We start from the raw sequence: 21,356 nt of genomic DNA, 5'->3' as shown, positions 1-21,356 counted from the left end.
GCCGGCTCATGGCCGCAGCGCGGCGGCGGCCTGGCTGTCGAGGTACTCGTCGATGCGCGAGATCCGCCCGCCGGTCACCGTCACCACCAGGCACGCTGGGATCTCGAACTCGGTGCCGTTGGGCGCGGTACCCCGCAGCACGTGCTGCTCCACGTAGCCGGTCGGCGTCGCGTGGCGCACCACTTCCTCATAGCGCTTGTTGCCGACCTTGCGGTGCAGCCAGTTCAGCACCTTGAGGTTCTCGTCGACGCGCTGCTCGTGCTGATCGTCGTTGTGCCACACCACCACGTCGGGGGTGTAGATCTCGTCGCGCAGGGCGTCGAGGTCGTTGGCGTCGATCGCCGCGGCCAGGCGCTCGGCCAGCGCGAGCGAGACATCCGCCGGGCTGGTCTGGTGTTCGGTCGTCATCGCGACTCCTACAAGTGGTGTCAGTTCGGTCAGTGAGCACGGAGCGGGGTCAGCGCACGATGTCCGACCACGGCGCCTGGTCCCGGTAGTCGCTGCGCAGCAGACGCTTGGCGACCACCATCCGGTGCACCTCGTCCGGGCCGTCGTAGATGCGCGCGTAGCGGGCGTCGCGGTACATGCGCTCCAGCGGTGTGTCCTCGGTGACGCCCAGCGCGCCGTGCACCTGTAGCGCGCGGTCGATGACGTCGTGCAGCATCTGCGCGCCGAAGAACTTGATGAGGGAGATCTCGATCCGGGCGTCGTGACCGGCGTCGATCTTCCGCGCCGCGTCCAGGGTCATCAGCCGGGCCGCCTGGATGTGCGCGGCCGACTCGGCGATGTAGCGCTGGACCTCGCCCTTCTCCGACAGCAGCGAGCCGTGTGCGAAGCGGGTCTTGGCGCGGTCACACATCAACTCGAAGGCGCGCTGGGCCTGCCCGAGCCAGCGCATGCTGTGGGTGATGCGGCCCGGCCCGAGCCGCGCCTGGGCCACGGCGAAGCCGCCACCCCGGGGCCCCAGCAGGTTCTCGGCCGGCACCCGCACGTTGTCGTAGCGGACCTCGCAGTGGTTGCCGCCGTAGTGGCCCATGGTCCGCACGACCCGCTCGATGTTGTAGCCAGGCGTGTCGGTGGGCACGAGGATCATCGAGAACTGCTGGTGCTTGGGCGCATCCGGATCCGTCTTGGCGAAGACGGTGGTGTACATGGCGCGGTTGGCACCGGAGGTGAACCACTTGTGGCCGTTGATCACCCACTCGTCGCCGTCGAGCACCGCGGTGGTCTGGATCAGCGTCGGGTCGGAGCCGGCGACCTCGGGCTCGGTCATGCCGATCGTCGGTCCGGTCACGCCCTCGAACAGCAGCGGGATCCACTGCTTCTGCTGGGCCTCGGTGCCGAACTCCAGCAGCATCAGACAGTCCTGAAAGGACAGTGTGCCGAGGGCCTCCGTTCCCCAGTACGAACGCCCGACGATCTCGTTGACCATGACGTAGTCCATGAACGGCAGGCCGCCGCCGCCGATCGCGGCCGGGTGCCCGAGCGCCCAGACGCCCCGCTGCTTGGCCAGGCTCTTCAGTTCGGCCATCGCCTCGGCGCTGCTCGCGTCGTTGCGATCCAGGATCGGTTCCCGCGGGATCAGCTCCTCGTCGACGAAGCGCCGCACGTCGTGGCGCTGCTGGGCGAAGTCTCGGCTCGGCACGGACGCCACCTCCGAATTAGCTAACTCTAACGTCAGTTTCAGTTTTACATCGACGCTGCCGCGCTGGTCAATCGCCGTAACGGTCAGCGCGGGATCTGCGCCCAGGGCGTGTCGCGGGGCAGGCCGGGCTCCTTGGGCAGCCGCAGCAGGCGCTCCCCGATGATCGTGCGCATGACGTCCGACGTTCCGCCGGCGATCGTGTAGGCCTGCGACTGCAGCCACGTCCACACCGGGTCGCCCGGGGCCGGCCCGCCGGCCCGCACGGCGTCGGCGTCATAGACGAGCCCGGCCGGGCCGAGCAGCTCCATCGTGAAGCGGGCGATGCGCTGCTCCAGCAGGGCCCGGCGCAGCTTGAGACCGGACGAGCCCGGCCCCGGCCCGCCTTCGGCCCGCGTCTGCTGGTCCCGCAGCGCGGACAGGCGCAGCACCTCGGCCTCGACCCACAGCCGGGTCAGCTCGGCCCGCCGGTCCGGGTCGGACCCGGTCCGGCGCCAGGTGTCCACCGCCAGGGCGATGGCCCCCGATCCGCGCTCCCCGGCCGACCCGCCGATCGCGGCCCGCTCGCTCGCCAGCATGGTGGTGGCGACCGCCCATCCGCCCCCGACGTCACCGAGCCGGGCGTCGTCGCCCAGCCGCACCCCGTCCAGGAAGACCTCGTTGAAGTGCGTTCCCCCGGTCAGGTCGCGCAGCGGCCGCACCTGCACGCCCGCGGCCCGCATGTCGATCAGGAACGCGGTCAGCCCGGCGTGCTTCGGGGCGCCGGGATCGGTGCGCGCCAGGGCCAGCCCGAAGCGGGCGGTGTGCGCCAGCGACGTCCACGTCTTCTGCCCGTCGACGACCCAGCCTCCACGGCTGTCGCGTACGGCTCGCGTGGCCAGCCCGGCGATGTCCGACCCGGCGCCGGGCTCGGAGAACAGCTGGCACCAGATGTGCTCGGCCGTGAAGATCGGTCGCAGCAGCGCCTGCTGGGCCGGCGTGCCGTGGGCCATCAGCGCCGGCGCGACCATGCCGATGCCCATGGGGTTGCGCTCCCAGGACTCCAGCCGGCCGGCCGCCGCGAGCAAGGCGTCCACCTCGGCCTGCCGGTCCGGGGCGAGGCCGAGCCCACCGGCCCCGGCCGGGTGGTGGACCCAGGCCAGCCCGGCGTCGAACTGGGCCCCCAGCGCCGCCGTCCGGTCGGCGCCGCCGGTGTCGCGGATGAAGCCGGCGACGCGCCGCCGGAGCTCGTCGCCGGTCAACGGATCAACGTCTCTCGTCCGGCCCAGTACTGGTCCTTGAGCTTGCGCTTGTAGAGCTTGCCGGTGGGCAGCCGGGGCAGCTCGGTCACGAAGTCCACGGAGCGGGGGCATTTGTAGTGGGCGATCGACGCCCGGCAGAAGGCGATCAGCTCCGCGGCGGTCGCCGGGCCGGCGTCCACCCCGGGGGCGAGCTGCACGACCGCCTTGACCACCTCCCCCAGGTCGTCATCGGGGACGCCGATCACCGCGGCGTCGTCCACCTTCTCGTGGGTGATCAGAAGGTTCTCGGTCTCCTGCGGGTAGATGTTCACCCCACCAGAGATGATCATGAAGCTCTCCCGGTCGGTGAGGTACAGGTACGCCTCGTCGTCCAGGTAGCCGATGTCGCCGACCGAGCTGGCGCCGAGCTCGGCGTCACGGGTCGCCGCCGTCTTGCCGGGGTCGTTGAAGTACTGGAAGCCGGCCGGCCCCCGGAACCACACCGTGCCGGTCACGCCGGGCGGGCACAGGCTCCCGTCCTCGGCCCGGATGAGCAGTTCGCCGCTCGCGGCCCGGCCGACGGTGCCCGGGTGGTCCAGCCACTCCCGCGATGTGCAGAACGTGTAGCCGATGCCCTCGCTGGCGGCGTAGAACTCGAGGATGATCGGCCCCCACCAGTCGATCATCTGGCGCTTCACCTGGGGCGGGCACGGGGCCGACGCGAGGATGACCGTGCGCAGTGACGAGACGTCGGCGCGCTTGCGGCGCTCCTCCGGCAGCTTCAGCAGGCGGGAGAACATCGTCGGGACCAGTTGCGAGTGCGTGACGCGGTGGGCGGCGACGAGGTCGAGGTACCGCTCCGCGTCGAACGACTCCATGATGATGGCGGTCCCGCCGGCCCGCAGCGTCATGGACACGCTGCCCTGCGGGGCCGAGTGGTACAGCGGAGCGGGTGACAGGTAGACGCTGGACTCGTCGAGCCCCCACCGCTGGCTCTGGATGCGTGACCCGAGGGGCTCCTCGGACGGGTGCGCGACCGCGAGCGGGTGGTAGATGCCCTTCGGGCGCCCCGTGGTGCCGGACGAGTAGAGCATGGCCATGCCCAGCTGTTCGTCCGGGATCGGATCCGGTGGCAGGCCGGCGACGGCCCTGTCGTACGACTCGAACGGCGCCGGCGGGTCGGCGCAGTCGGCCATCAGCCAGCGTTCGACGCGGGGGCACCGCTGCGGCAGCTGCCGGGCGAGGTCGAGCTTGGCGGCCGACGTGACCACGATCCGGGCGGTGCTGTCGTTGATGATGTACGCAGCCTCGTCCGGGGACAGGTAGTGGTTGATGCAGGTGTAGTACAGGCCGCTGCGTTCGGCGGCCGCCTCGCTCTCCAGCAGGCGCGGGTTGTTCTCCATGAGCATCGCCACGTGGTCGCCGAAGCGCAGGCCGCTGCGCCGGAAGAGCTGCGCCAACCGGTTCGCCTCCGACTCGTACTCACCGTAGGTGATTCGCGTGCCGGCCTCCGCCATGATGATCGCCACCCGGTCCGGACGGTCCTGCGCGATGTGTGCGGCGTACATCATCGGAGTGTGCCGCAGTCGTCGATTGTGTGCAATAGTGCAGACGAGCACCGCCGAAACGCCAGTTCTACGTGCTCCTGCCATAAGATTGTGCACATTCGAGGGAGCAATCGTGACGAAGCACGGTTCTTCAGGTCCGCTGTCGGGCATCCGGGTCCTCGAGCTCGGCAGCTTCATCGCGGGACCGTTCGCGGGCCAGCTGCTGGCCGACTACGGCGCCGAGGTGATCAAGATCGAGCCGCCCGCCGGGGGTGACCCGATGCGCCGCTGGGGTGTCGTGCAGGACGGCCAGAGCCTCTGGTGGCCGGCCATCGCCCGGAACAAGAAGTCGGTCGCGCTGGACCTGCGCGACCCGGACGGCCAGGCCGTGCTGCGGGCCCTCGCCGCGCACTGCGACGTCGTCCTGGAGAACTTCCGGCCAGGCACCCTCGACACCTGGGGCCTGGGCTACCAGACGCTCGCCGCCATCAACCCCGGCATCATCGTCGTGCACGTCTCCGGGCTGGGGCAGACCGGCCCGCGGTCGCGCGAGGCCGGCTTCGGCAGCATCGGCGAGGCCATGGGCGGCATCCGGTTCACGACCGGCGACCCCGGGTCACGCCCGGCCCGGACCGGCATCAGTCTCGGCGACTCCCTGGCCGCACTGTTCGCCGTCGTGGGAACCTCCACAGCGCTGGTCGAGCGCGCCGCGAGCGGCCGCGGCCAGGAGGTCGACGTCGCCATCTACGAGGCGGTCGCGGCACTCATGGAGTCCACGATGGTCGACTACGAGCGGGCGGGCACCCTGCGCACGCGAACCGGCAGCGTCCTGCCCGGTGTCGCACCGTCCAATGTGTACCGCACCGCCGACGGGGCCGACATCGCGATCGCGGGCAACGCCGACGCGGTCTACCGCCGGCTCTGCGACGCCATGGGCCGCCCGGAGCTGGCGACCGACCCGCGCTTCGACGGCCACGAGGCCCGCGGCCGCAACTCGGCCGCCCTCGACGAGGAGATCGAGCACTGGACCGCCTCGCTCCCCGCACCGGACCTGCTGCAGACCCTCGCGGATCACGGCGTGCCGGCGGGAAAGATCTACACCGCGGCCGACATGGTCACCGACGCGCACTACGCCGCCCGGGAGATGGTGCTGCGGCCGGAGACCGCCGCCGGCCCCGCGGGGCCGATGGCCGGCATCGTCCCGAAGTTCACCCGCACCCCGGGCGAGGTGTCCACGGTGGGGCCACGCCTGGGCGAGCACACCCGCGCCGTGCTCGGCGAACTGGCCGAGGTGGACGACAAGGCCTGGGACGACCTCCTGCAGCGCGGGATCGTCGCCCAATGAGCCCGCGCCGAACGGCCATCGTCACCGGCGCCGCACGCGGCCTCGGCCGGGCCTACGCGCTGGCCCTCGCCGCCACCGGCCACGCCGTCATCGTCAACGACCTCGGCGCCGACGACGGTCCCGCCGCGGCGGTCGCCGCCGAGATCGAGACCGCGGGCGGCACCGCCCTGCTGAGCCGGCACGACGTGACGGACTTCGCCGCCACCGCCGAACTCGTCGGGCTCGCCGCCGACACCTTCGGCGGGCTCGACGTGGTGGTCGCCAACGCCGGCATCCTGCGCGACCGGACCCTGGCGTCGATGACCGAGACCGAGTGGGACGACGTCATCGCGGTACACCTCAAGGGCACCTTCACCGTCGCCCATCACGCCGCCGCCCACTGGCGGGCAAGGGCCAAGGCGGGCGCGGACGTCGACGGCCGGCTGATCACCACGACCTCCGCCTCCGGCCTGTTCGGCAACATCGGGCAGTCGAACTACGCCGCGGCCAAGGCCGGCATCGCCGCGTTCACGCTCGTCGCGGCTCAGGAGCTGCGGCCGTACGGGGTGAGTGCCAACTGCGTGGCCCCGAGCGCCCTCACCCGCCTGACCGAGGCGCCGCTGCGCCGCTACGAGGGCGAGATCACCGACCGCCGGCGCGAAGAGCTCGACCCGAACTGGGTGGCGCGCGTCGTCGCCTGGCTTTGCCGGCCGGACACGCGCGACATCACCGGCCGCGTCATCGACGTCCGCGGCCCGCAGGTCGGCATCGCCTCAGGCTGGCACCTCGAGCCGACCTTCACCCAGCCCGACGACCCCGACGAGCTCGACCGGGCGCTGCGGTCGGCCATCGCGGCCGCGCCGCCCGCCGCGAACATGGAAGGACAGCGTCATGGCTGACGGACCACTGCGCGGCGTGCGGGTTCTGGAACTGCTCGGCATCGGACCCGAACCCTTCGCGGGCATGCTGCTGGCCGACCTGGGCGCCGACGTGCTCGCGCTGCGCCGCCCCGGCCAGGTGCCCGGCGGCGGCGGGCTGGAGCGGGGCCGGCCCGTGGCCGGCGTCAACCTGAAGGACACCGAGACCGCGGACGTCGTACGCGGACTGCTGCCCACGGTGGACGTGCTCCTGGAGGGGTACCGCCCAGGCGTCGCCGAGCGGCTCGGGCTCGGCCCGCAGGACTGCCACGCCATCAACCCGCGGCTCGTCTACGGCCGGATGACCGGCTGGGGGCAGACCGGACCGCTGGCCGCCACGGCCGGGCACGACATCAACTACATCGCCGTCACCGGCGCCCTGCACGCCGCCGCGCGGGCCGGCCAGCCGCCGACTCCCCCGGCCAACCTGCTCGGCGACTTCGGCGGCGGCGGCATGTACCTCGTCACGGCGGTCCTGGCCGCGCTGGTCGAACGCGCGCGCACCGGCACCGGACGGGTGCTGGACGTGGCGATCACCGACGGCACCACCTACCTCGCGTCGATGTTGTACGGCATGCACCGCGACGGGCAGTGGCAGGACGAAGCCGGCACGAACCTGCTCGACACCGGCGCGCCCTACTACGACGTGTACGCCTGCGCCGACGGTCGCCATGTCGCGATCGGCGCCCTCGAGCCCCAGTTCTTCGCAGCGCTGGCCGATCTGCTCGGGCTCGAACCGCAGCTGCGCGAGGACCGCGACGATCCGGCCCGCTGGCCGGCGCTGCGCGCGGCGATCGCCGCGGCGGTGCTCACCCGGACCCGCGACGAGTGGGCCGCCCTCGCCGCCGGCACCGACGCCTGCCTCACGCCCGTGCTCGACCTCAGCGAGGCGCCGCGGCACGGCCAGGCGGTGGCCCGCGCGGCCTTCGCCGACGGGATGCCCCGGCTCCCCCTCGGCCACGCGGCGGCGACGGCTTCGGCCGCCGACGTCGTGCGCGCCTGGGGCGCGACACCCGAACTGGCCGCCGCGGTCGCGCAGTGGCCGTCGACTCCAGCTCACTGACAAGGGGACTCCCATGCATGACGCGGTGATCGTCGACATCGTCCGCTCCGCGACGGGCCGCGGCAAGCCCGGCGGTGCGCTGTCCGGACTCCACCCCGTGGACCTGCTGGCCACCGTGCTGCACGCACTCGTCGCGCGCACCGGCGTCGAGCCCGCGCTGATCGACGACGTCATCACCGGCTGCGTCGGCCAGGCCGCCGAGCAGGCCGCCAACATCGGGCGCAACGCCGTGCTGGCCGCGGGGTGGCCGCTCACCGTCCCGGGCACGACCGTCGACCGGGCCTGCGGGTCGGGCCAGCAGGCGATGCACTTCGCCGCCCAGGGCGTGATGGCCGGGGCGTACGACGTCGTCGTGGCGTGCGGGGTCGAATCCATGAGCCGGGTCCCGATGGGCACCGCCATGGTCGGCGGCGCCGACCCGTTCGGCCCGGGGGTGGCCGCGCGGCTGGCCGGCAACGGCCTCGTGTCGCAGGGCATCGCGGCCGAGCTGGTGACCGCCCGCTGGGGCCTCACCCGCGAGCAGCTGGACGCCTACGCCGCCCGTTCGCACGCGCTGGCCGCGGCGGCCGCCGACGCCGGGGCATTCGCCGACGAGATCGTCCCGGTCGACGTGCCGGGCCGCGACGCTCCGCTGACACGGGACGAGACCATCCGCCCGGCGACCACACCTGCCGGCCTGGCCGGGCTCAAGCCCGCCTTCTACGACGCCGCCTCCGGCGAGCGGTTCCCGCAGATCGGCTGGCACATCACCGCCGGCAACTCCTCGCCGCTGACCGACGGGGCGGCGGCCGTACTGATCATGAGCGCGACCCGGGCGGCCGAGCTCGGGCTGCGCCCCCGGGCCCGGTTCCACGCCTTCGCCCTCGCCGGCGACGATCCGGTCATGATGCTGACCGCGCCGATCCCGGCCACCCGCAAGGTGCTGGCCAAGGCAGGCCTGACCATCGACGACATCGACGCCTACGAGGTGAACGAGGCGTTCGCGCCGGTCCCGCTCGCCTGGGCGGCCGACCTCGGGGCGGACCCGGAACGGCTCAACCCGCGCGGCGGCGCGATCGCGCTCGGCCACCCCCTCGGCGGCTCCGGGGTGCGGCTCATGGCGACCCTGGTGAACCACCTCGAACAGACCGGCGGCCGGTACGGGCTGCAGACCATGTGCGAGGCCGGCGGCCAGGCCAACGCCACCATCGTGGAACGACTCTAAACGGGCACCTCGAACACCGCGGTGCCCGCGAGGTGGACCTCGCCGGTCTGCCGGGTCGCCTGGACCTCGACCGTGCAGACCGTGTGCGTCGCGGTCTCCTCGACGGCGGTGACCTCACCGGTGTAGGTGATGATGTCGCCCGGCCACGCCATGGCGCGGAACTGCACCTCGAACCGGCGGATGTTGTCGGGGCCGAGCTGGTCCGCGACGAACGCGGCCAGGACGCCGGCCTGCCGCATCCCGACGGCGAACACCGTCGGGAACCCGGCGGCACGCGCGAACTCGGCGTCGTGATGGATCGGGTTCATGTCACCGGACGCGCCCTGGTAGCGCACGAAGTCGGTGACGGTGAGCGGGCCCTGCACCAGCGGCGCGCACAGCGGGCCCACCGTCGGGCGCGGCGCCGTCATTCGGCCGGCGCCGATGCCGTCGGGGCCTGCTCCGTCACGACGAGCGTGGACCGGGCCTCGGCGACCAGCCGTCCCTCGGTGTCGCGGAACTCGGTGACGATGTCGGCGAACTCGAGCATGCCGCCGCGCCGGCCCTGCTTGGAGTAGACGCGGTCGATGCGCTGGCGGCCGTGCAGCACGGTGCCCGCCCGTGGCGGCGGCCCGTGGAACACGTACTGCTGGCCGCCGTGGAGGACCCGCGACAGATCCGGCGGCTCGTCGCCCCACGGTGCATTGGCGTCCGTCATCCAAAACGCGCTCGACGCCAGGAAGGTGGGCGGGGAGATCGGGTCGTCGCCGGAGTACAGCGGATGGTCAGAGCCGACAGCGGCGGCGAACTCGCGGATCTTGCCACGCTCGACCGTCATCGTGAACTCGGCACCCGATCGGCCCTCGAACTTCGACATCTGACCCATGCGTACATCGCCTCTTCCCGCCGTCGCAAGATTGTACACAATCAATCGTGTGGTGCAGTCGTGGGCTTCGGGAACCGCCCGGCCCGCAACAGCTGACCGGGCAGCTGCCGGCCGAGCACCCCGGTGATCCAGGCCGAGACGGACAGCAGCGCGTCGAGGTCGACGCCGGTGCTCACGCCCTGACCTTCGAGCAGGTAGACGAGATCTTCGGTGGCGATGTTGCCGGTCGCGTTCGGCGCGAACGGGCAGCCGCCGATACCCGCGACGGAACTGTCGAGCACCGACGCCCCCGCCTCCAGTCCCGCGATCGCGTTGGCGTAACCGGTGTTCCGGGTGTTGTGCAGGTGCAGCCCGAGGGGGATCCCGAGCCCGGCCGCACCGGTGAGCAGGCGGGTGACCTGCCGCGGCACCCCGACACCGATCGTGTCGGCGAAGATGAGCTCGTCCGCGCCGGTGGCGGCGGCCTGCTCCGCGATGGCCAGCACCCGTCCCGGGTCGACCACACCTTCGAAGGGGCAGCCGAACGACGCGGCCAGCGTGATGCTGGCCCGCCGGCCGTCGGCGTGCGCCGCGGCCACGATCGCGGCGGCCTCGGCGAGCGACCGCTCAACGGCACGCCCCTGGTTACGCTGATTGAACGTCTCCGTCACGCAGAAGGCCATCCGGGCCTCCACGCACCGCGTCGCCGCCAGCCGCGTGTATCCGCGCTCGTTGAGCACCAACGCGACATGATCGACGCCGTCCACCGGCTTCACCGCGGCACAGAGCTCCTCCGCGCCGCTCATCTGCGGTACCCGGTCGGGATTGACGAAGCTGACCACCTCGACGCTCGTCAGTCCGGTGGCCGACAGCCGGTCGACGAACTCCGCGCGCACCGAGGGGCTCAGGTGGTCCGGCTCGTTCTGCAGGCCGTCACGCGGGCCCACCTCACAGATTCTGACGGTCACAGGCTCTCCCCTGGTGCGCACGACACCCTCCTGATCACCAGCAGCCACCGCCCGCCCTCGCACAGTTTTGTACACAATCTAGACCGACATGGCGTGCCGGCACAAGAACGCCCGGATCGCCGCCGTCCAGATGCAGGACTACCCACGGTGTAATTTGGCGAAGTGCGATGCGGTCGTGCAGGAAGCGACGGCAGAGGTCGACGAATGGTGCGACCGGAGCCGGGACACGGCCTGGGAGGGCTTCCCGGTGCATGTCTACTTCTGCGCCGCCCGTCGCGGTCCGATCGTGGCCTCAGGCAGGTTCAAGTTCTCCGGCCCGGCGGATGCGGTGAAGAAGGAATCCCTTCGGAGCGCGACACAAGCCGCCGTCCAAAGCGCGTTCCAGTGAGGAGTCTCCCGGCGTCCGGATCATGAGTCACATCTCGACGGACGCAGAGCGTGAATGCCGGTCCGCTCGCAGCGCCGGCGCCGGTAGCGTCACGGGAATGATGACCCTGGCCCGGCTGACCGAGGTGGACCCCGCAGACCTGATCGACCTCATGAACGATCCCCGGGTCCGCCGGCACATGCCGCTCGCCACCGGCAGTTTCGGCCCGGAGGACTGCGCTGCCTGGGTGGCCGCCAAGGAGGCAATGTGGCGCGACCACGGCTACGGTCCATGGGCGTTGCTGGTCGACGGCACGTTCGCCGGCTGGGGCGGCCTGCAGCCCGAGGACGGCGAGGCCGACCTGGCCCTCGTGCTGCGCCCGGCGTTCTGGGGCCACGGGCGGGCGATCGCCGAGCGGATCCTGGCCGAGGCGTTCGGCCCGCTCGGCTTGCACGACGTGACCGTGCTGCTGCCACCCACCCGGGGCACCGCCGCCGCCGTGCGACGGTTCGGATTCCGGCCCGATGGAGAGATCGAGATCGCCGGCCAGCGGTTCCTGCGCTTCCGGCTCAGCTCGTTCGGATCCGAACAGTATCCTCAATGCCGGTGACGTTGTGGACTGAGATGTCGAACCGCGCCAACGGCGGGCAACTCCGAACGCCGCTCAGGCAGGCAAGGGTGGGATAGTCTCCCGCCGGCACCGGGCTGGAGGGTCATCACGGCTCTCGAGAACGCTGGCGCCCTCCAACCGGGCACGGGGCGGTCCTATATCTGGCCTACTTGGCTCCGGGTGCTCGGTAGCCGACCTTCTGGTGGGTGGCCTGGTCGATCTCGTCGGGCGTCAGCAGTGCGATCACCTCCGTTTCGACCGCGCCGGAGGCGGTGACGGCGAGGCGAACCGCGGCGGCCGTGGAGTTGTCGGGCAGGTCCACGATGATGTAGGTGTCCGCACCGCCGAAGCCGAAGTAGTACGACTCCACGTGGCCTCCGACGCGGCTGACCAACTCCTCGGTCTGCTTGACGCGGCCGCTGCCACCTTCGTCGATGAGGCCCCGAACACCTTCGGTGGTGTAGGTGCTTCGGAACAGGTACTTCGCCATGCGCTTCACCTTCTTCAAGGTTCGTGGCCGCTGTCGGCAGCCAAACGAAGTCCACCTGCGGCGCCACCCCGGCTGGTCCTTCCGCGGCGGCGCCAAGCCGAGGATTTCCTCATGCCGGCGGTACAAACCTTCTGCGGGCGAGTTCCCGGCGCGGCAGATCTACGCCGGCGTTGCCGCAACCTGGCGCTGCGCCGCACCTCAACCGGCGAGTTCCCGGGCCGCTGCGAGCCGCCACGCGGCGGGCCCAGACGCGCAGCACTCCACGACGCTCCGCGCCGCAGCGATGACCGTCCCCAAGAGCGGGACAAGCAGTTCTGGCGGGCGTCGTACTCGTTCCTGTGGTCGGCGCTGCATCTGCTTCTACCCAGCTACTGGCAAAGCCACGTACGGCGGCAGACCGAAGACGGGGAACAGACCGGGCTCCGGTCCACGAGCCGACGCCGGGCTCGATGGTGAGGCGGACGTCCTCGCGCCGCCCGCGATTGCCGGTGGTCAGTGAACGGCGAGGGGAAGCTCGACTTGTAGGCAGGTGCCGTGACCGATCGGGCTGTCCAGCGTGATGGTGCCGCCCAGAGCTTCGACCCGGTCGGTGAGCCCGGTGAGGCCGGACCCGCTCGCCGGGTCGGCGCCGCCGATGCCGTTGTCGCGCACCGTCATGTGCAGTCGGCCGTCGCTGACCGCTGTGTCGACGTGCACGACGGTGGCGTGTGCGTACTTGGCGGCGTTGGCCAGCGCTTCGGCTACGACGTAGTAGCCGGCCACCTCGACCGGTTCGGGCAGCCTGTCAGAGCACACGTCGAGCTGCACCGCGACGGCGGAACGGCGGCCGAGGGACTTGAGTGCCGGTCCCAGGCCTCCGTCGGACAGGATCGCCGGATGGATGCCGCGGGAGATCTCCCGCAGTTCGTCCAGCGCGCCGGTCAGCCCATCGGTGAGCGCGGACAGCCGCGCCCGCAGCTCGGACGTGCCGGCCGGCAGGTCCGCCTCGACCATGCGCGCGGTCACGGCGAGCGAGACCAGCCGCTGCTGGATGCCGTCGTGCAGGTCTCGTTCGATGCGTCGGCGGGCCTGGTCGGCCGCGATCACCACCCGGGCCCGGGAGGCGACCAGGTCGGCTCGGGCCTGGGCGTTAGCGATCGCGGTGCCGACCAGGTCGGTGAAGTCCGCGACGCGCGCTTCGGTGTCGGCGGCCATTGGCTCTTCCTGCCTCGTGAAGGCCACGGTCAGCCCCCAGAGGCGTCCCTCAACGGCGATCGGGGCGCCCACCGCCGAGCGGATCCCCAACTCGCGAATCTGCGCGGCGAGCGGGCCGGAACCGCCCACGTAGCTGTTGACTCGGACGGAACGGCCGGTGCGCCACACCTGAGCCGAAACAGGGCTCCCCTGCAGCGGTCCGCGGGTGCCGACCGGGAGTCCCGAGCCACTGCTTGCGAGCACGGTGATCGTGCCGTCTGCCTCATAGCGGTCGACTACCGCGCCGTCGGCGCCGATAAGCCGATCCAGTTCCGCGGCGACCGCGTCGAAGACCTCGGTCGGCGGCACGCCGCGCGCGACCAGCGTGGCGACTCGTCGCAGCGCGGCCTGTTGCTCAACGACCTGGGCGAGGTCTCCGTCAGCCCCCATCACCAGCCGCCTCGCGTCCCGTGACCCTGGCTCTGCTACCCAGCGTACCTCTCGACGATCAGCTCGATGTCTCGGTGGACGGTGCGGATCGCCGCAAGGACCTCGTGGCGGTGGCGGCATAGATGCCCCGGCCCGACGACCTGCCCGCGACGCACCGCCAGCACCTGGCCGACCTTCGCGGCCGGCGTGCCGAGGGCGGCGCCACAGGACCCTCGGCCTGGCAGCGCCGTGCAAGGCCGAGGGTTGGCGGTGGGCCCGGATCAGGGGGCGGCGCGGATGACGATGCGAACGGGTTCGCTGTAGGCGATCCGGCCGAAGGCGCTGATCTTGGGCTGGGCCCAGAACTCCCCCGGTGGCGTCCCGACCGGGACGGCGACGGGGAACTCGACGTCCAGCGTGGAGCCGGGCGCGACGGTGAAGCCGCGGATCGGCTCGTCCGTCAACGGCCAGATGTAGTGCGGGGTGATGAGCTGGGCGTGCCCCTGCAGAGGCGTCCGCAGGTCGTGGCTCACCCGCACGCGGACGTGACCACGTTCCCCCGGGGCCAGCGTGAGTTCCCTGGCGTCGGCGCGCGCGTGCAGCGACGGGCCCGGCGCGGGCCGGCCCACGGGCACGACCAGGGCGTCCTGCAGCCGCTGGCCCTGGTGGGTGATGCTCGCCGCGACCGCGTACCAGCCGGGTTCGGTGTCGTCGGGAGCCGTCACGGTGACGGGCACGCTGACGTGGCCGCCCGCGGCAACCGTCACGGACTTCGACCCGGGGGTAGCGGTCCACCCCGATGGCGCCTCGACGAGCAGGTCCCCGTCGTAGCCGGCGTCAGCGTCGTCGCAGACGACCTGAGCGCACAGCCGCACGCCGGCGTCTTGCGGCTGGTCGTCCGGCCGGAGGGTGAGCGTGACCGGAAGGTTCCCCATGGGGGCGGGGCCGCAGTTGTGCAGCCAGTACCGGGTGAACACGGGCTGGACCGGTTCGGTGCCCGCCGCGAGTGGTGTCGTGCCCCGTTCGGCGCGAGCCGGTGTAAGGGCCAGCGACGTGATCCGGTACCCCTCGACGTCCAGCCGCAGTTGCCGGCCGTCGTGCTCGACGGGCGCGCCGGGTCGGTCGAGCAGGTCGGCGGTCGTGGCCGAGGCGATACCGCCGGCGAGGCGGATCGCGACGCTGCCGGAGCGGCCGTGGGGCTCGTAGCCGCGGACGATCAGGCTGTCGCACGCGTCGGCGGGCACCGTGGAGCCGGTGGCGAGCGGCTCCCCCTGCGGCTTGACCGTGGTGACGACGAAGTCCCCGGCGGGCTCGACGCTCAGCAGGGACCCGGTGGCCGGCAGCGTCCCGTCGCCGGCCGGTGCGGCGGTCGCGGTGAGCGGATGGTTGACGGACTCGCCGGCGGCGACGAACCCGGCGGTACGCCATCCGCCGGCGCCGCTCACCAGGTGGTATTCGAAGCGTCGGCTGGTCTGGTGCTGGAAGCTGCGCCCGCCCGGTGCGTTGAGGTCCGGGAAGTTGGTCGCGGTTCCGGTGGGCCAGCCGGTGCACGCACGGGTCAGCGACATGTTCAGCGTGCCGTCGGGCTCGACCGCGAAGCCGGGGGTGCCGCGGTTGAGCAGCGCGACGGCGTGGTCCTCGACGGTCGTCTCGCTGTGGTGCAGCTCGGACGGCTGCGTGACGTGCACGTTCGCGTCGCCGAGGTCGTCGAGGAGTTCGGTGAGGGCCTTCCGTTCGGCGTCCGCGTCGGTGCCGGCGATCAGCAGGACGGGCAGGTCCCGGATCGAGCGCACGTCGGCGCCCGGCCGCCAGATTTCGCCGAGCGGTCGTTCGGCCGGTATCCAGAGGCGGGCCGTGCCGGTGGCCGCGAGCTGGGCGGCCAGTTCGGCGGCGTATGGCGCCGGCACCCGGTCGAGGAGTTCGGCGACGAACCCGTTGCGCTGCGGGGTGCCGACCGCGACGCGGCAGTCGGGGAGGTTGGAGTCGGTGTCCAGCGCGCCGTACCGGTGTCCCGTCGCGTTCGTCACGGTGGCGGTGACACCAGCCCGGGCCAGCCCGACGGCGAGCCGCCGGGTCGAGGGCAGGCCTTCGTCGCCGTCGGGGACGACGAGCTCGGCGATGGACACCGCTCGCGAGCGCTCGGAGCCCTCCTGCGGATCGTGCAGGTGGACGGTCAGCGCCGCCGCGAGGCCGAACCACTGGTGCGCGGTGTTGTCCAGGGTCCGGGGGTGCTCTGCCGTGTCGGCGTCGAGCAGGGCGTAGCCGCGGCCGATGACGGCGGCGGCGGTCTCGCTGACGGGCATGCCGCCGGGGACGTCGCAGGGGATGCGCACTCGCAGGAGCCGGTCGGTGGCGGCGAACCCGTCGATGTCGGTGGCGAAGTCGATGCGGTCGATGCCGTACCAGAGGGTGGTCTGCTGCGTGTAGCGGCATCCGTCGACGGTCGCGGTTGCGGTGATGCGTTCGCCGATCGGGCAGTGTTCGACGGTGACGGTCGCCGCGGTGTCCGTGCTGCGCCAGGCGGTGGCGTGTGGGAGCAGGTGCCACGGGCCCTCGCCGAATTCGGGGTGGTCGCGGTGCTCGGCGACGCAGACGAGCTCGTTGCCCACCCGGCCCGGCGGCAGGAGGTCCCGGCCGGCGGCGAGGTCGGTGATCTCGGTCAGGGCGCCGCCCCGCGCGGGATCCGCACGGACCTGGTAGCGGTCGTTGGCGATGGCGGTCGCGTCGACGACGTGCCACGTGGACGCCGACGGCTGCGCGGTGCCTGCCAGCAGGCGATAGGTGCGGTAGCCCATCGACGGCACGTCGTGTGCGACCCACCGCAGCACCGCCCGGCCCGGCCGGCCGTCGGCGGCGTGCTCCAGAGTTTCGGTGAGGCACGGGATCGGGACCCCGCCGTCGTCGGTGAGCGTGACACCCGCGGCCGGGTCGAGGTCGATCTCGAGGCCGACGGTGTCCGTCCGGGGGTGTGCGAGGGGGTTGAACACGACGACCGCGGTGCCCTCCCCGCGGGTGTCGACGTGCCGGGTCAGGTGCCGGCGGGCCGACCGGTCCACGTCGGCGGCCAGGTCGTACGCCTCGCGCCAGCCGGCGACCAGGTCGAGGTAGACCTGGTCGGACTGGGTGCCGGTGACCGCGTCGTGGTGCGCGCCGAACAGCAGCAGCCGCCACGCCTTGTCGACGGCCGCGGCGGGGTAGGCGGCGCCGTGCAGCGCGGCGAACGTGGCCCACTTCTCGGCGTCCAGCAGCAGTGTCTCCACCAGGCGGTGGGCCTGCTTGGTGTCGATCGCGGTGACGTCCTTGCCGGTGTAGATCGGGTTCATGTCGCGGGTCTGTGGCGTGGCGTGCACGCCTCTGGCGGCGAGCTCGTCCCGCACGGCGGCGAAGAAGTCGCGCGGCAGGCCGTACCGCAGCCGCACCTGCGGGTACCGCTGCTCCCAGGCGGCGTGCAGGTCGGTGACCCAGCGCATGGGAGGGCTGAAGTCGCTGCCGAGCGGGATCATGACGTTGCGGGTCGCGGCGGCCGGGCTCAGCTCGGTGAACAGTTCGTGCAGCTCCGCCGCCGCGGTCTGCGGGTCCTGGGCGGCGTCGAGGCTGAAGCCGGCCGAGTAGTGGCCGGCCATGTAGTGGGTGAGCAGGCCGTCCCCGCCGGGCGACACCCACTCGAACTCGGTGGGGAACTGGATCGGCGCGAACGGCTTGCGGTGCTCACGGATGTTCCAGCTGGTCAGCATCGGCCCCCACTGGTGGTAGGGGCCGCGGGCGAACGCGATCGAGGTCAGCCCCGAGCCGGCCATCACCTGCGCGAACTGCGGGTCGTGGCCGAAGACGTCCAGTTGCCACGCGGTGGACGGGACTCCCCCGACGACGTGCCGCTGGAACCCGTTGCCGTGCACGGCGTTGCGGATCGTCGTCTCGATGCCGGTGAGGTTGGTGTTGGGTTCGTTGTAGGTGCCGCCGACCAGCTCCAGGCGGCCTTCCGCGATCAGTCGCCGGATGAGCTCGCGGTCCTCGGGATAGGTGTCCCAGTACGGCTTGAGGTAGTCGACCTCGGCGAGGACCACGCTGTACCGCGGATCCTCGCCGATCTTCGCCAGGTGCGCCTTGACAAGGCTGAACGCGCTGTGCCCGGGCCAGGCGTAGCGCGCCTCGCCCTCGTCAGGTGCCTGCGATTGGTCCCAGGTCTGCGTGTACGCGGACTGGGTGTTCCACCACACCGGGTCGTAGTGGAAGTGCGGGATGAGCCAGACGGTCCAGGTCACGCCTTCACCGCCCCCTGCATGATCCCGCCGATGATCTGCTTGCCGAGCAGGACGAACACCAGCAGCACGGGTGCCGTGCTGATCAGGGTTCCGGCGAGCACGAGCGAGTAGTCCATGTAGTAGCCACCGGCCAGTGTGGACAGTGCGACCTGGGTGGTCGGGTTGCTCTGGCCCAGCGCCAGCAGCGGCCAGAAGAAGTCGTTCCAGGTGTTCATGAAGGTGAACAGTGCGAGGACCGCGGCGACGGGCCGGGCCGCCGGCAGTACGACGTGCCAGTACAGCCGGTGCGTCGAGCATCCGTCCATCCGGCCCGCCTCCAGCAGCGCGTCGGGCAGCGCCTCGGAGAGGTACTGGCGCATCAGGAAGACGCCGAACGCGGACGTGGCCGCGGGGACGATGACCGCCTGCAGGTGCCCGGTCCAGCCGAGCCACTGCGACATCATGATGTACAGCGGGATGATGCCCAGCTGGGCCGGCACCATCATCGTCACGAGCAGGAACCCGAGCAGGGCGTTGCGGCCGCGGAACCGCAGCTTGGCGAACGCGAAACCGGCCAGCGTGCTGGTGAGCACGACGCTGACCGTGACCACGGTCGCGACGATGATCGAGTTGGCCAGGGCGAGGCTGAAGTTCGCCTGGGTGTACGCCCGCTGCAGGTTCTCCCACAGGTGGCTGCCGGGCAGCAGCCGGGGCGGCCAGCTCCCCGCCACGGAGTTGTCGTTGGACGCCGCGACCAGTGACCAGTACAGCGGGAACGCCGACACCGCGGCGACGAGCCCCAGCAGCAGGTAGGTCCTCGTTCCGGCGCGGCGCTGGCCCGGCGCCGCGGACCGCCCGCGGACGCGGCGGCCGCCGGTCATGGCCCGGGACACCGGGATCAGGGTCGTCATGAGGAGCTCCGAATGCGTCGGGACAACAGGTAGTTCGCGCCGACCGCCACCACGATGATCATGAACATGGCCCAGGAGACCGTGGCGGCGTAGGAGTACTTGCCGTGGGTCCAGAACTGCTCGTACACGTACATGGCGAGGGTCTGGAACTGGCGGGAGTCGCCGCCGGTCGGGCTCATGCCCGGGTTGAACAGCAGCGGTTCGGTGAACAGCTGGATCGTGCCGATGGTCGACATGATCACGCTGAAGATGATGGTCGGACGCAGCGCCGGGATGGTGATCGTCCGGAACTTCCGGAACTGGCCGGCGCCGTCCAGGTCCGCCGCCTCGTAGAGGTCGTCCGACACGGCCTGCAGCGCGGCGAGGTAGATCAGTGCGTTGTAGCCGGTCCAGCGCCAGGTCAGGATGACGGCCAGCGCCACCCACGACTGCCAGGTGCCGTCCTGCCAGTCGACCTTGCCAAGACCGACCAGGCTGAGCACCCAGTTGATCAGGCCGAGGTCCCGCCCGAACAGCTGGGCGAAGATCACGCCGACCGCGGCGACCGAGGTGATGTTCGGCAGCAGGACGCCCATCCGCAGCAGGGTGCGGCCACGCATCTTGCGTTGCAGCAGGTGGGCGATCCACATCGCGAGCAGCAGCTGCGGCACGGTGCCCAGCACGCCGATCACGGCGGTGTTGCGTAGCGCGTTCCAGAAGTAGTCGTCGTGCAGCAGCCGCGCGAAGTTGCCCAGCCCGACGAACGTGTCCTCGCTGCCGGGTATGTCGCGGTTCCACTGGTTGACGGCCATCCAGCCCGTGTACAGCAGCGGGAACAGCCCGAACGCCGCGAACACCACGAAGAACGGTGCGATGTAGAGGTACGGGGTGCCACTCGTGTCGAACTTGCGGCGCAGGCTCGTCCACCGCTCGACCTTCTGCGGCGTGGTGTCCGGCCGCTCGGGCAGCACCGGTGGGGGTGCGATCACTGCCATCAGGCTCGTCGTTCCTTTCTACGGCTCGGTGGCATTCGCGACGTCTTTGAGGACCTGGCGCCACGCGGCGTCGGGCCGTTGCTTGCCCTTGTCGACCCGGTTGATCCCGAGGCCGATCAGCGGTCCGATGTCGCCGTCCTTGGGGCCCTGGTACTGCGGCCGCAGGCTGTTCGCCGACTCGGTGAAGATCCGGCCGGTGGGCGCGTCGTTGAAGAACGCGTTGGTGTTGCCGAGCACCGCGGGGTCGTCGTAGAGCGCCGCCTGGCTGGGCAGGTGACCCTGGGTGCGGAAGACCCAGCTCGCCTGCTCAGGTGCGGTCAGGAACCTGGCGAGCTCGGCGGCCTCCTTGCGGTGCTTGCTCTGCTTAGGCACGGTCAGGAACGAGCCACCCCAGTTGCCGCTGCCGCCGGGGATCCTGGCGATGTCCCACTTGCCACTGGTCTGCGGCGCGTTCTGCTTGATGGTGTCGGTCATCCACGCCGGGCAGGCCACGGTGGCGAACGATCCCCGCTGGAAACCGGCGTTCCACTGCTGGCTGAACGTCGCCAGCTTCGCCGACTCACCGGCCTGCACGGCCTCGACCGCGAGGTCGAACGCCTCCTTGACGGCCGGGTTGTCCGCCACCACCACCTCGTTGTCGGCGTTGGTGTAGCCGACCGGCGCCTGGCCGATCATGGCGTTGAAGACGTTGGAACCGGAGTCGAACCAGGCGACGCCGTCGGGCGCGTTGGCCTTGAACCGCTTGCCGGTCGCGATGTACGACTGCCAGTCCGGCCACAGCGCGGCCACCTCGTCGCGGTCGGTCGGCAGACCGGCCTGTGCGAACAGATCCCGGCGGTAGCACATCGCCAGGCCGCCGACGTCGGCTCCCAGCCCCATCAGGCTGCCGTCTGGACCTGTCGCCTGCTGCGACTTCCACGGCAGCCACTGGCCCGGGTCGGCGCCGTAGTCCCGGAAGTCGACGAACTTGTCGGACATGACCTTGAACTGCGAGATGTAGCCACCGTCGATGGCCTCGATGTCGCCGGTTCCCGATCCGCCCAGCAGGTGCGCCTGCAGGTTCTTGTGGTGGTCGTCGTACGAGACGACGTGCTCGACGATCTTGACCCCGGGATGGCTCTGCTCGTACTTGGCGTACAGGTCGCGGTATCCCAGGTCGCCGAAGATCTCGACCACGAGCTGCGTCTGGCCCGGCTTGGCGGAACCGCACGCACCGACCGTCGTGGCGACGAGCGCCAAGCAGCCCACCATCAGCGCGGTCAACGCTGCGGGCCTGCGGGTACGCATCCAATCTCCTTCAGGTGTTCGGACTGCTGGCGGGATCGGACGCGAGGAGCGACGCCAGGAACGCAGCGCGGCAGCGCCGCACGACGAGTGCGTCATCGAGTCCGATTTCGGCCGAGGGGCCGTCGCCGGCCCGGTCGACCCGGGC

Annotated in this window: 19 protein-coding genes; 6 read left to right on the top strand and 13 right to left on the bottom strand. The window is 71.5% G+C overall.

Annotated features, from left to right (window positions below; all coding sequences use genetic code 11):
* Positions 1-6 precede the first annotated feature (6 nt).
* From ACFY3L_RS01270 to ACFY3L_RS01255, 4 genes are all read right to left on the bottom strand, one after another.
* On the bottom strand, positions 7-408 hold the full coding sequence (locus ACFY3L_RS01270; protein WP_389317237.1) for a nuclear transport factor 2 family protein: 402 nt from the start codon (positions 406-408) through the stop codon (positions 7-9).
* 49 nt (positions 409-457) lie between these two features.
* A complete protein-coding gene (locus ACFY3L_RS01265; protein WP_389317235.1) occupies positions 458-1,645 on the bottom strand; it encodes an acyl-CoA dehydrogenase family protein in 1,188 nt (395 codons plus the stop codon).
* Positions 1,646-1,728: 83 nt separating this feature from the next.
* Positions 1,729-2,883 carry an acyl-CoA dehydrogenase family protein gene (locus ACFY3L_RS01260; RefSeq protein ID WP_389317232.1) on the bottom strand — a complete coding sequence of 385 codons (1,155 nt, stop codon included), beginning with the start codon at positions 2,881-2,883 and terminating at the stop codon, positions 1,729-1,731.
* Positions 2,880-4,430, bottom strand: coding sequence for an AMP-binding protein (locus ACFY3L_RS01255; protein WP_389317229.1), 1,551 nt, complete (start codon positions 4,428-4,430; stop codon positions 2,880-2,882). Before ACFY3L_RS01255 ends, ACFY3L_RS01260 begins: the two co-directional genes overlap by 4 nt.
* 112 nt (positions 4,431-4,542) lie before the next feature.
* Here ACFY3L_RS01255 and ACFY3L_RS01250 point away from each other — a divergent pair, with 112 nt between their 5' ends.
* The 4 genes from ACFY3L_RS01250 to ACFY3L_RS01235 are packed head-to-tail and all read left to right on the top strand — an operon-like array spanning position 4,543 to position 8,917.
* A complete protein-coding gene (locus tag ACFY3L_RS01250) occupies positions 4,543-5,754 on the top strand; it encodes a CaiB/BaiF CoA transferase family protein (protein WP_389317226.1) in 1,212 nt (403 codons plus the stop codon).
* Positions 5,751-6,632, top strand: coding sequence for an SDR family NAD(P)-dependent oxidoreductase (locus ACFY3L_RS01245; protein ID WP_389317223.1), 882 nt, complete (start codon positions 5,751-5,753; stop codon positions 6,630-6,632). The genes ACFY3L_RS01250 and ACFY3L_RS01245 overlap by 4 nt, the downstream gene beginning before the upstream one ends.
* Positions 6,625-7,713 (top strand): CaiB/BaiF CoA transferase family protein, encoded by a 1,089-nt coding sequence (locus ACFY3L_RS01240; RefSeq protein ID WP_389317221.1) that lies wholly within the window; start codon positions 6,625-6,627, stop codon positions 7,711-7,713. Before ACFY3L_RS01245 ends, ACFY3L_RS01240 begins: the two co-directional genes overlap by 8 nt.
* A gap of 13 nt (positions 7,714-7,726) precedes the next feature.
* Positions 7,727-8,917 (top strand): thiolase family protein, encoded by a 1,191-nt coding sequence (locus ACFY3L_RS01235; protein WP_389317218.1) that lies wholly within the window; start codon positions 7,727-7,729, stop codon positions 8,915-8,917.
* Here ACFY3L_RS01235 and ACFY3L_RS01230 read toward each other — a convergent pair.
* From ACFY3L_RS01230 to ACFY3L_RS01220, 3 genes are read right to left on the bottom strand one after another with little or no spacing between them, the layout of a single operon-like run.
* Positions 8,914-9,327 (bottom strand): MaoC/PaaZ C-terminal domain-containing protein, encoded by a 414-nt coding sequence (locus ACFY3L_RS01230; RefSeq protein ID WP_389317215.1) that lies wholly within the window; start codon positions 9,325-9,327, stop codon positions 8,914-8,916. The genes ACFY3L_RS01235 and ACFY3L_RS01230 overlap by 4 nt on opposite strands.
* A complete protein-coding gene (locus ACFY3L_RS01225) occupies positions 9,324-9,773 on the bottom strand; it encodes a MaoC family dehydratase N-terminal domain-containing protein (protein WP_389317212.1) in 450 nt (149 codons plus the stop codon). Before ACFY3L_RS01225 ends, ACFY3L_RS01230 begins: the two co-directional genes overlap by 4 nt.
* 50 nt (positions 9,774-9,823) lie before the next feature.
* Positions 9,824-10,729 carry a hydroxymethylglutaryl-CoA lyase gene (locus ACFY3L_RS01220; RefSeq protein WP_389317209.1) on the bottom strand — a complete coding sequence of 302 codons (906 nt, stop codon included), beginning with the start codon at positions 10,727-10,729 and terminating at the stop codon, positions 9,824-9,826.
* Positions 10,730-10,817: 88 nt separating this feature from the next.
* Between ACFY3L_RS01220 and ACFY3L_RS01215 the strand changes: the two genes are divergently transcribed.
* Together ACFY3L_RS01215 and ACFY3L_RS01210 are read left to right on the top strand one after the other, a co-directional pair.
* The gene (locus ACFY3L_RS01215; RefSeq protein ID WP_389317207.1) at positions 10,818-11,117 is read left to right on the top strand and encodes a hypothetical protein; all 300 of its coding nucleotides are present in this window, start codon (positions 10,818-10,820) and stop codon (positions 11,115-11,117) included.
* 97 nt (positions 11,118-11,214) lie between these two features.
* Positions 11,215-11,706, top strand: a complete 492-nt coding sequence (locus ACFY3L_RS01210) for a GNAT family N-acetyltransferase (RefSeq protein WP_389317204.1) — start codon at positions 11,215-11,217, stop codon at positions 11,704-11,706.
* A gap of 166 nt (positions 11,707-11,872) precedes the next feature.
* On the opposite strand, the gene ACFY3L_RS01205 is transcribed toward ACFY3L_RS01210, so the two are convergent.
* The 6 genes from ACFY3L_RS01205 to ACFY3L_RS01180 all read right to left on the bottom strand — a co-directional run bounded on the left by ACFY3L_RS01205 (position 11,873) and on the right by ACFY3L_RS01180 (position 21,211).
* Positions 11,873-12,196 carry a GYD domain-containing protein gene (locus tag ACFY3L_RS01205; protein ID WP_389317202.1) on the bottom strand — a complete coding sequence of 108 codons (324 nt, stop codon included), beginning with the start codon at positions 12,194-12,196 and terminating at the stop codon, positions 11,873-11,875.
* Positions 12,197-12,688: 492 nt separating this feature from the next.
* Positions 12,689-13,819 carry a GAF domain-containing sensor histidine kinase gene (locus ACFY3L_RS01200; protein ID WP_389317199.1) on the bottom strand — a complete coding sequence of 377 codons (1,131 nt, stop codon included), beginning with the start codon at positions 13,817-13,819 and terminating at the stop codon, positions 12,689-12,691.
* Between the two features lie 260 nt (positions 13,820-14,079).
* On the bottom strand, positions 14,080-18,060 hold the full coding sequence (locus tag ACFY3L_RS01195) for a glycoside hydrolase family 38 C-terminal domain-containing protein (RefSeq protein ID WP_389317196.1): 3,981 nt from the start codon (positions 18,058-18,060) through the stop codon (positions 14,080-14,082).
* Positions 18,057-18,920: a carbohydrate ABC transporter permease gene (locus ACFY3L_RS01190; protein ID WP_389319121.1), complete on the bottom strand. Its 864-nt coding sequence runs from the start codon at positions 18,918-18,920 to the stop codon at positions 18,057-18,059. Before ACFY3L_RS01190 ends, ACFY3L_RS01195 begins: the two co-directional genes overlap by 4 nt.
* 26 nt (positions 18,921-18,946) lie before the next feature.
* Positions 18,947-19,924, bottom strand: a complete 978-nt coding sequence (locus ACFY3L_RS01185; protein WP_389317194.1) for a carbohydrate ABC transporter permease — start codon at positions 19,922-19,924, stop codon at positions 18,947-18,949.
* An 18-nt stretch (positions 19,925-19,942) separates the two neighbouring features.
* Complete coding sequence (locus ACFY3L_RS01180) at positions 19,943-21,211, bottom strand: ABC transporter substrate-binding protein (RefSeq protein ID WP_389317191.1); 1,269 nt, start codon at positions 21,209-21,211, stop codon at positions 19,943-19,945.
* Positions 21,212-21,356: the final 145 nt, after the last annotated feature.

The sequence above is a fragment of the Dactylosporangium sp. NPDC000521 genome (assembly GCF_042898305.1).
Classification (GTDB): domain Bacteria; phylum Actinomycetota; class Actinomycetes; order Mycobacteriales; family Micromonosporaceae; genus Dactylosporangium.
This window is presented reverse-complemented; position numbering and strand designations above follow the sequence as displayed.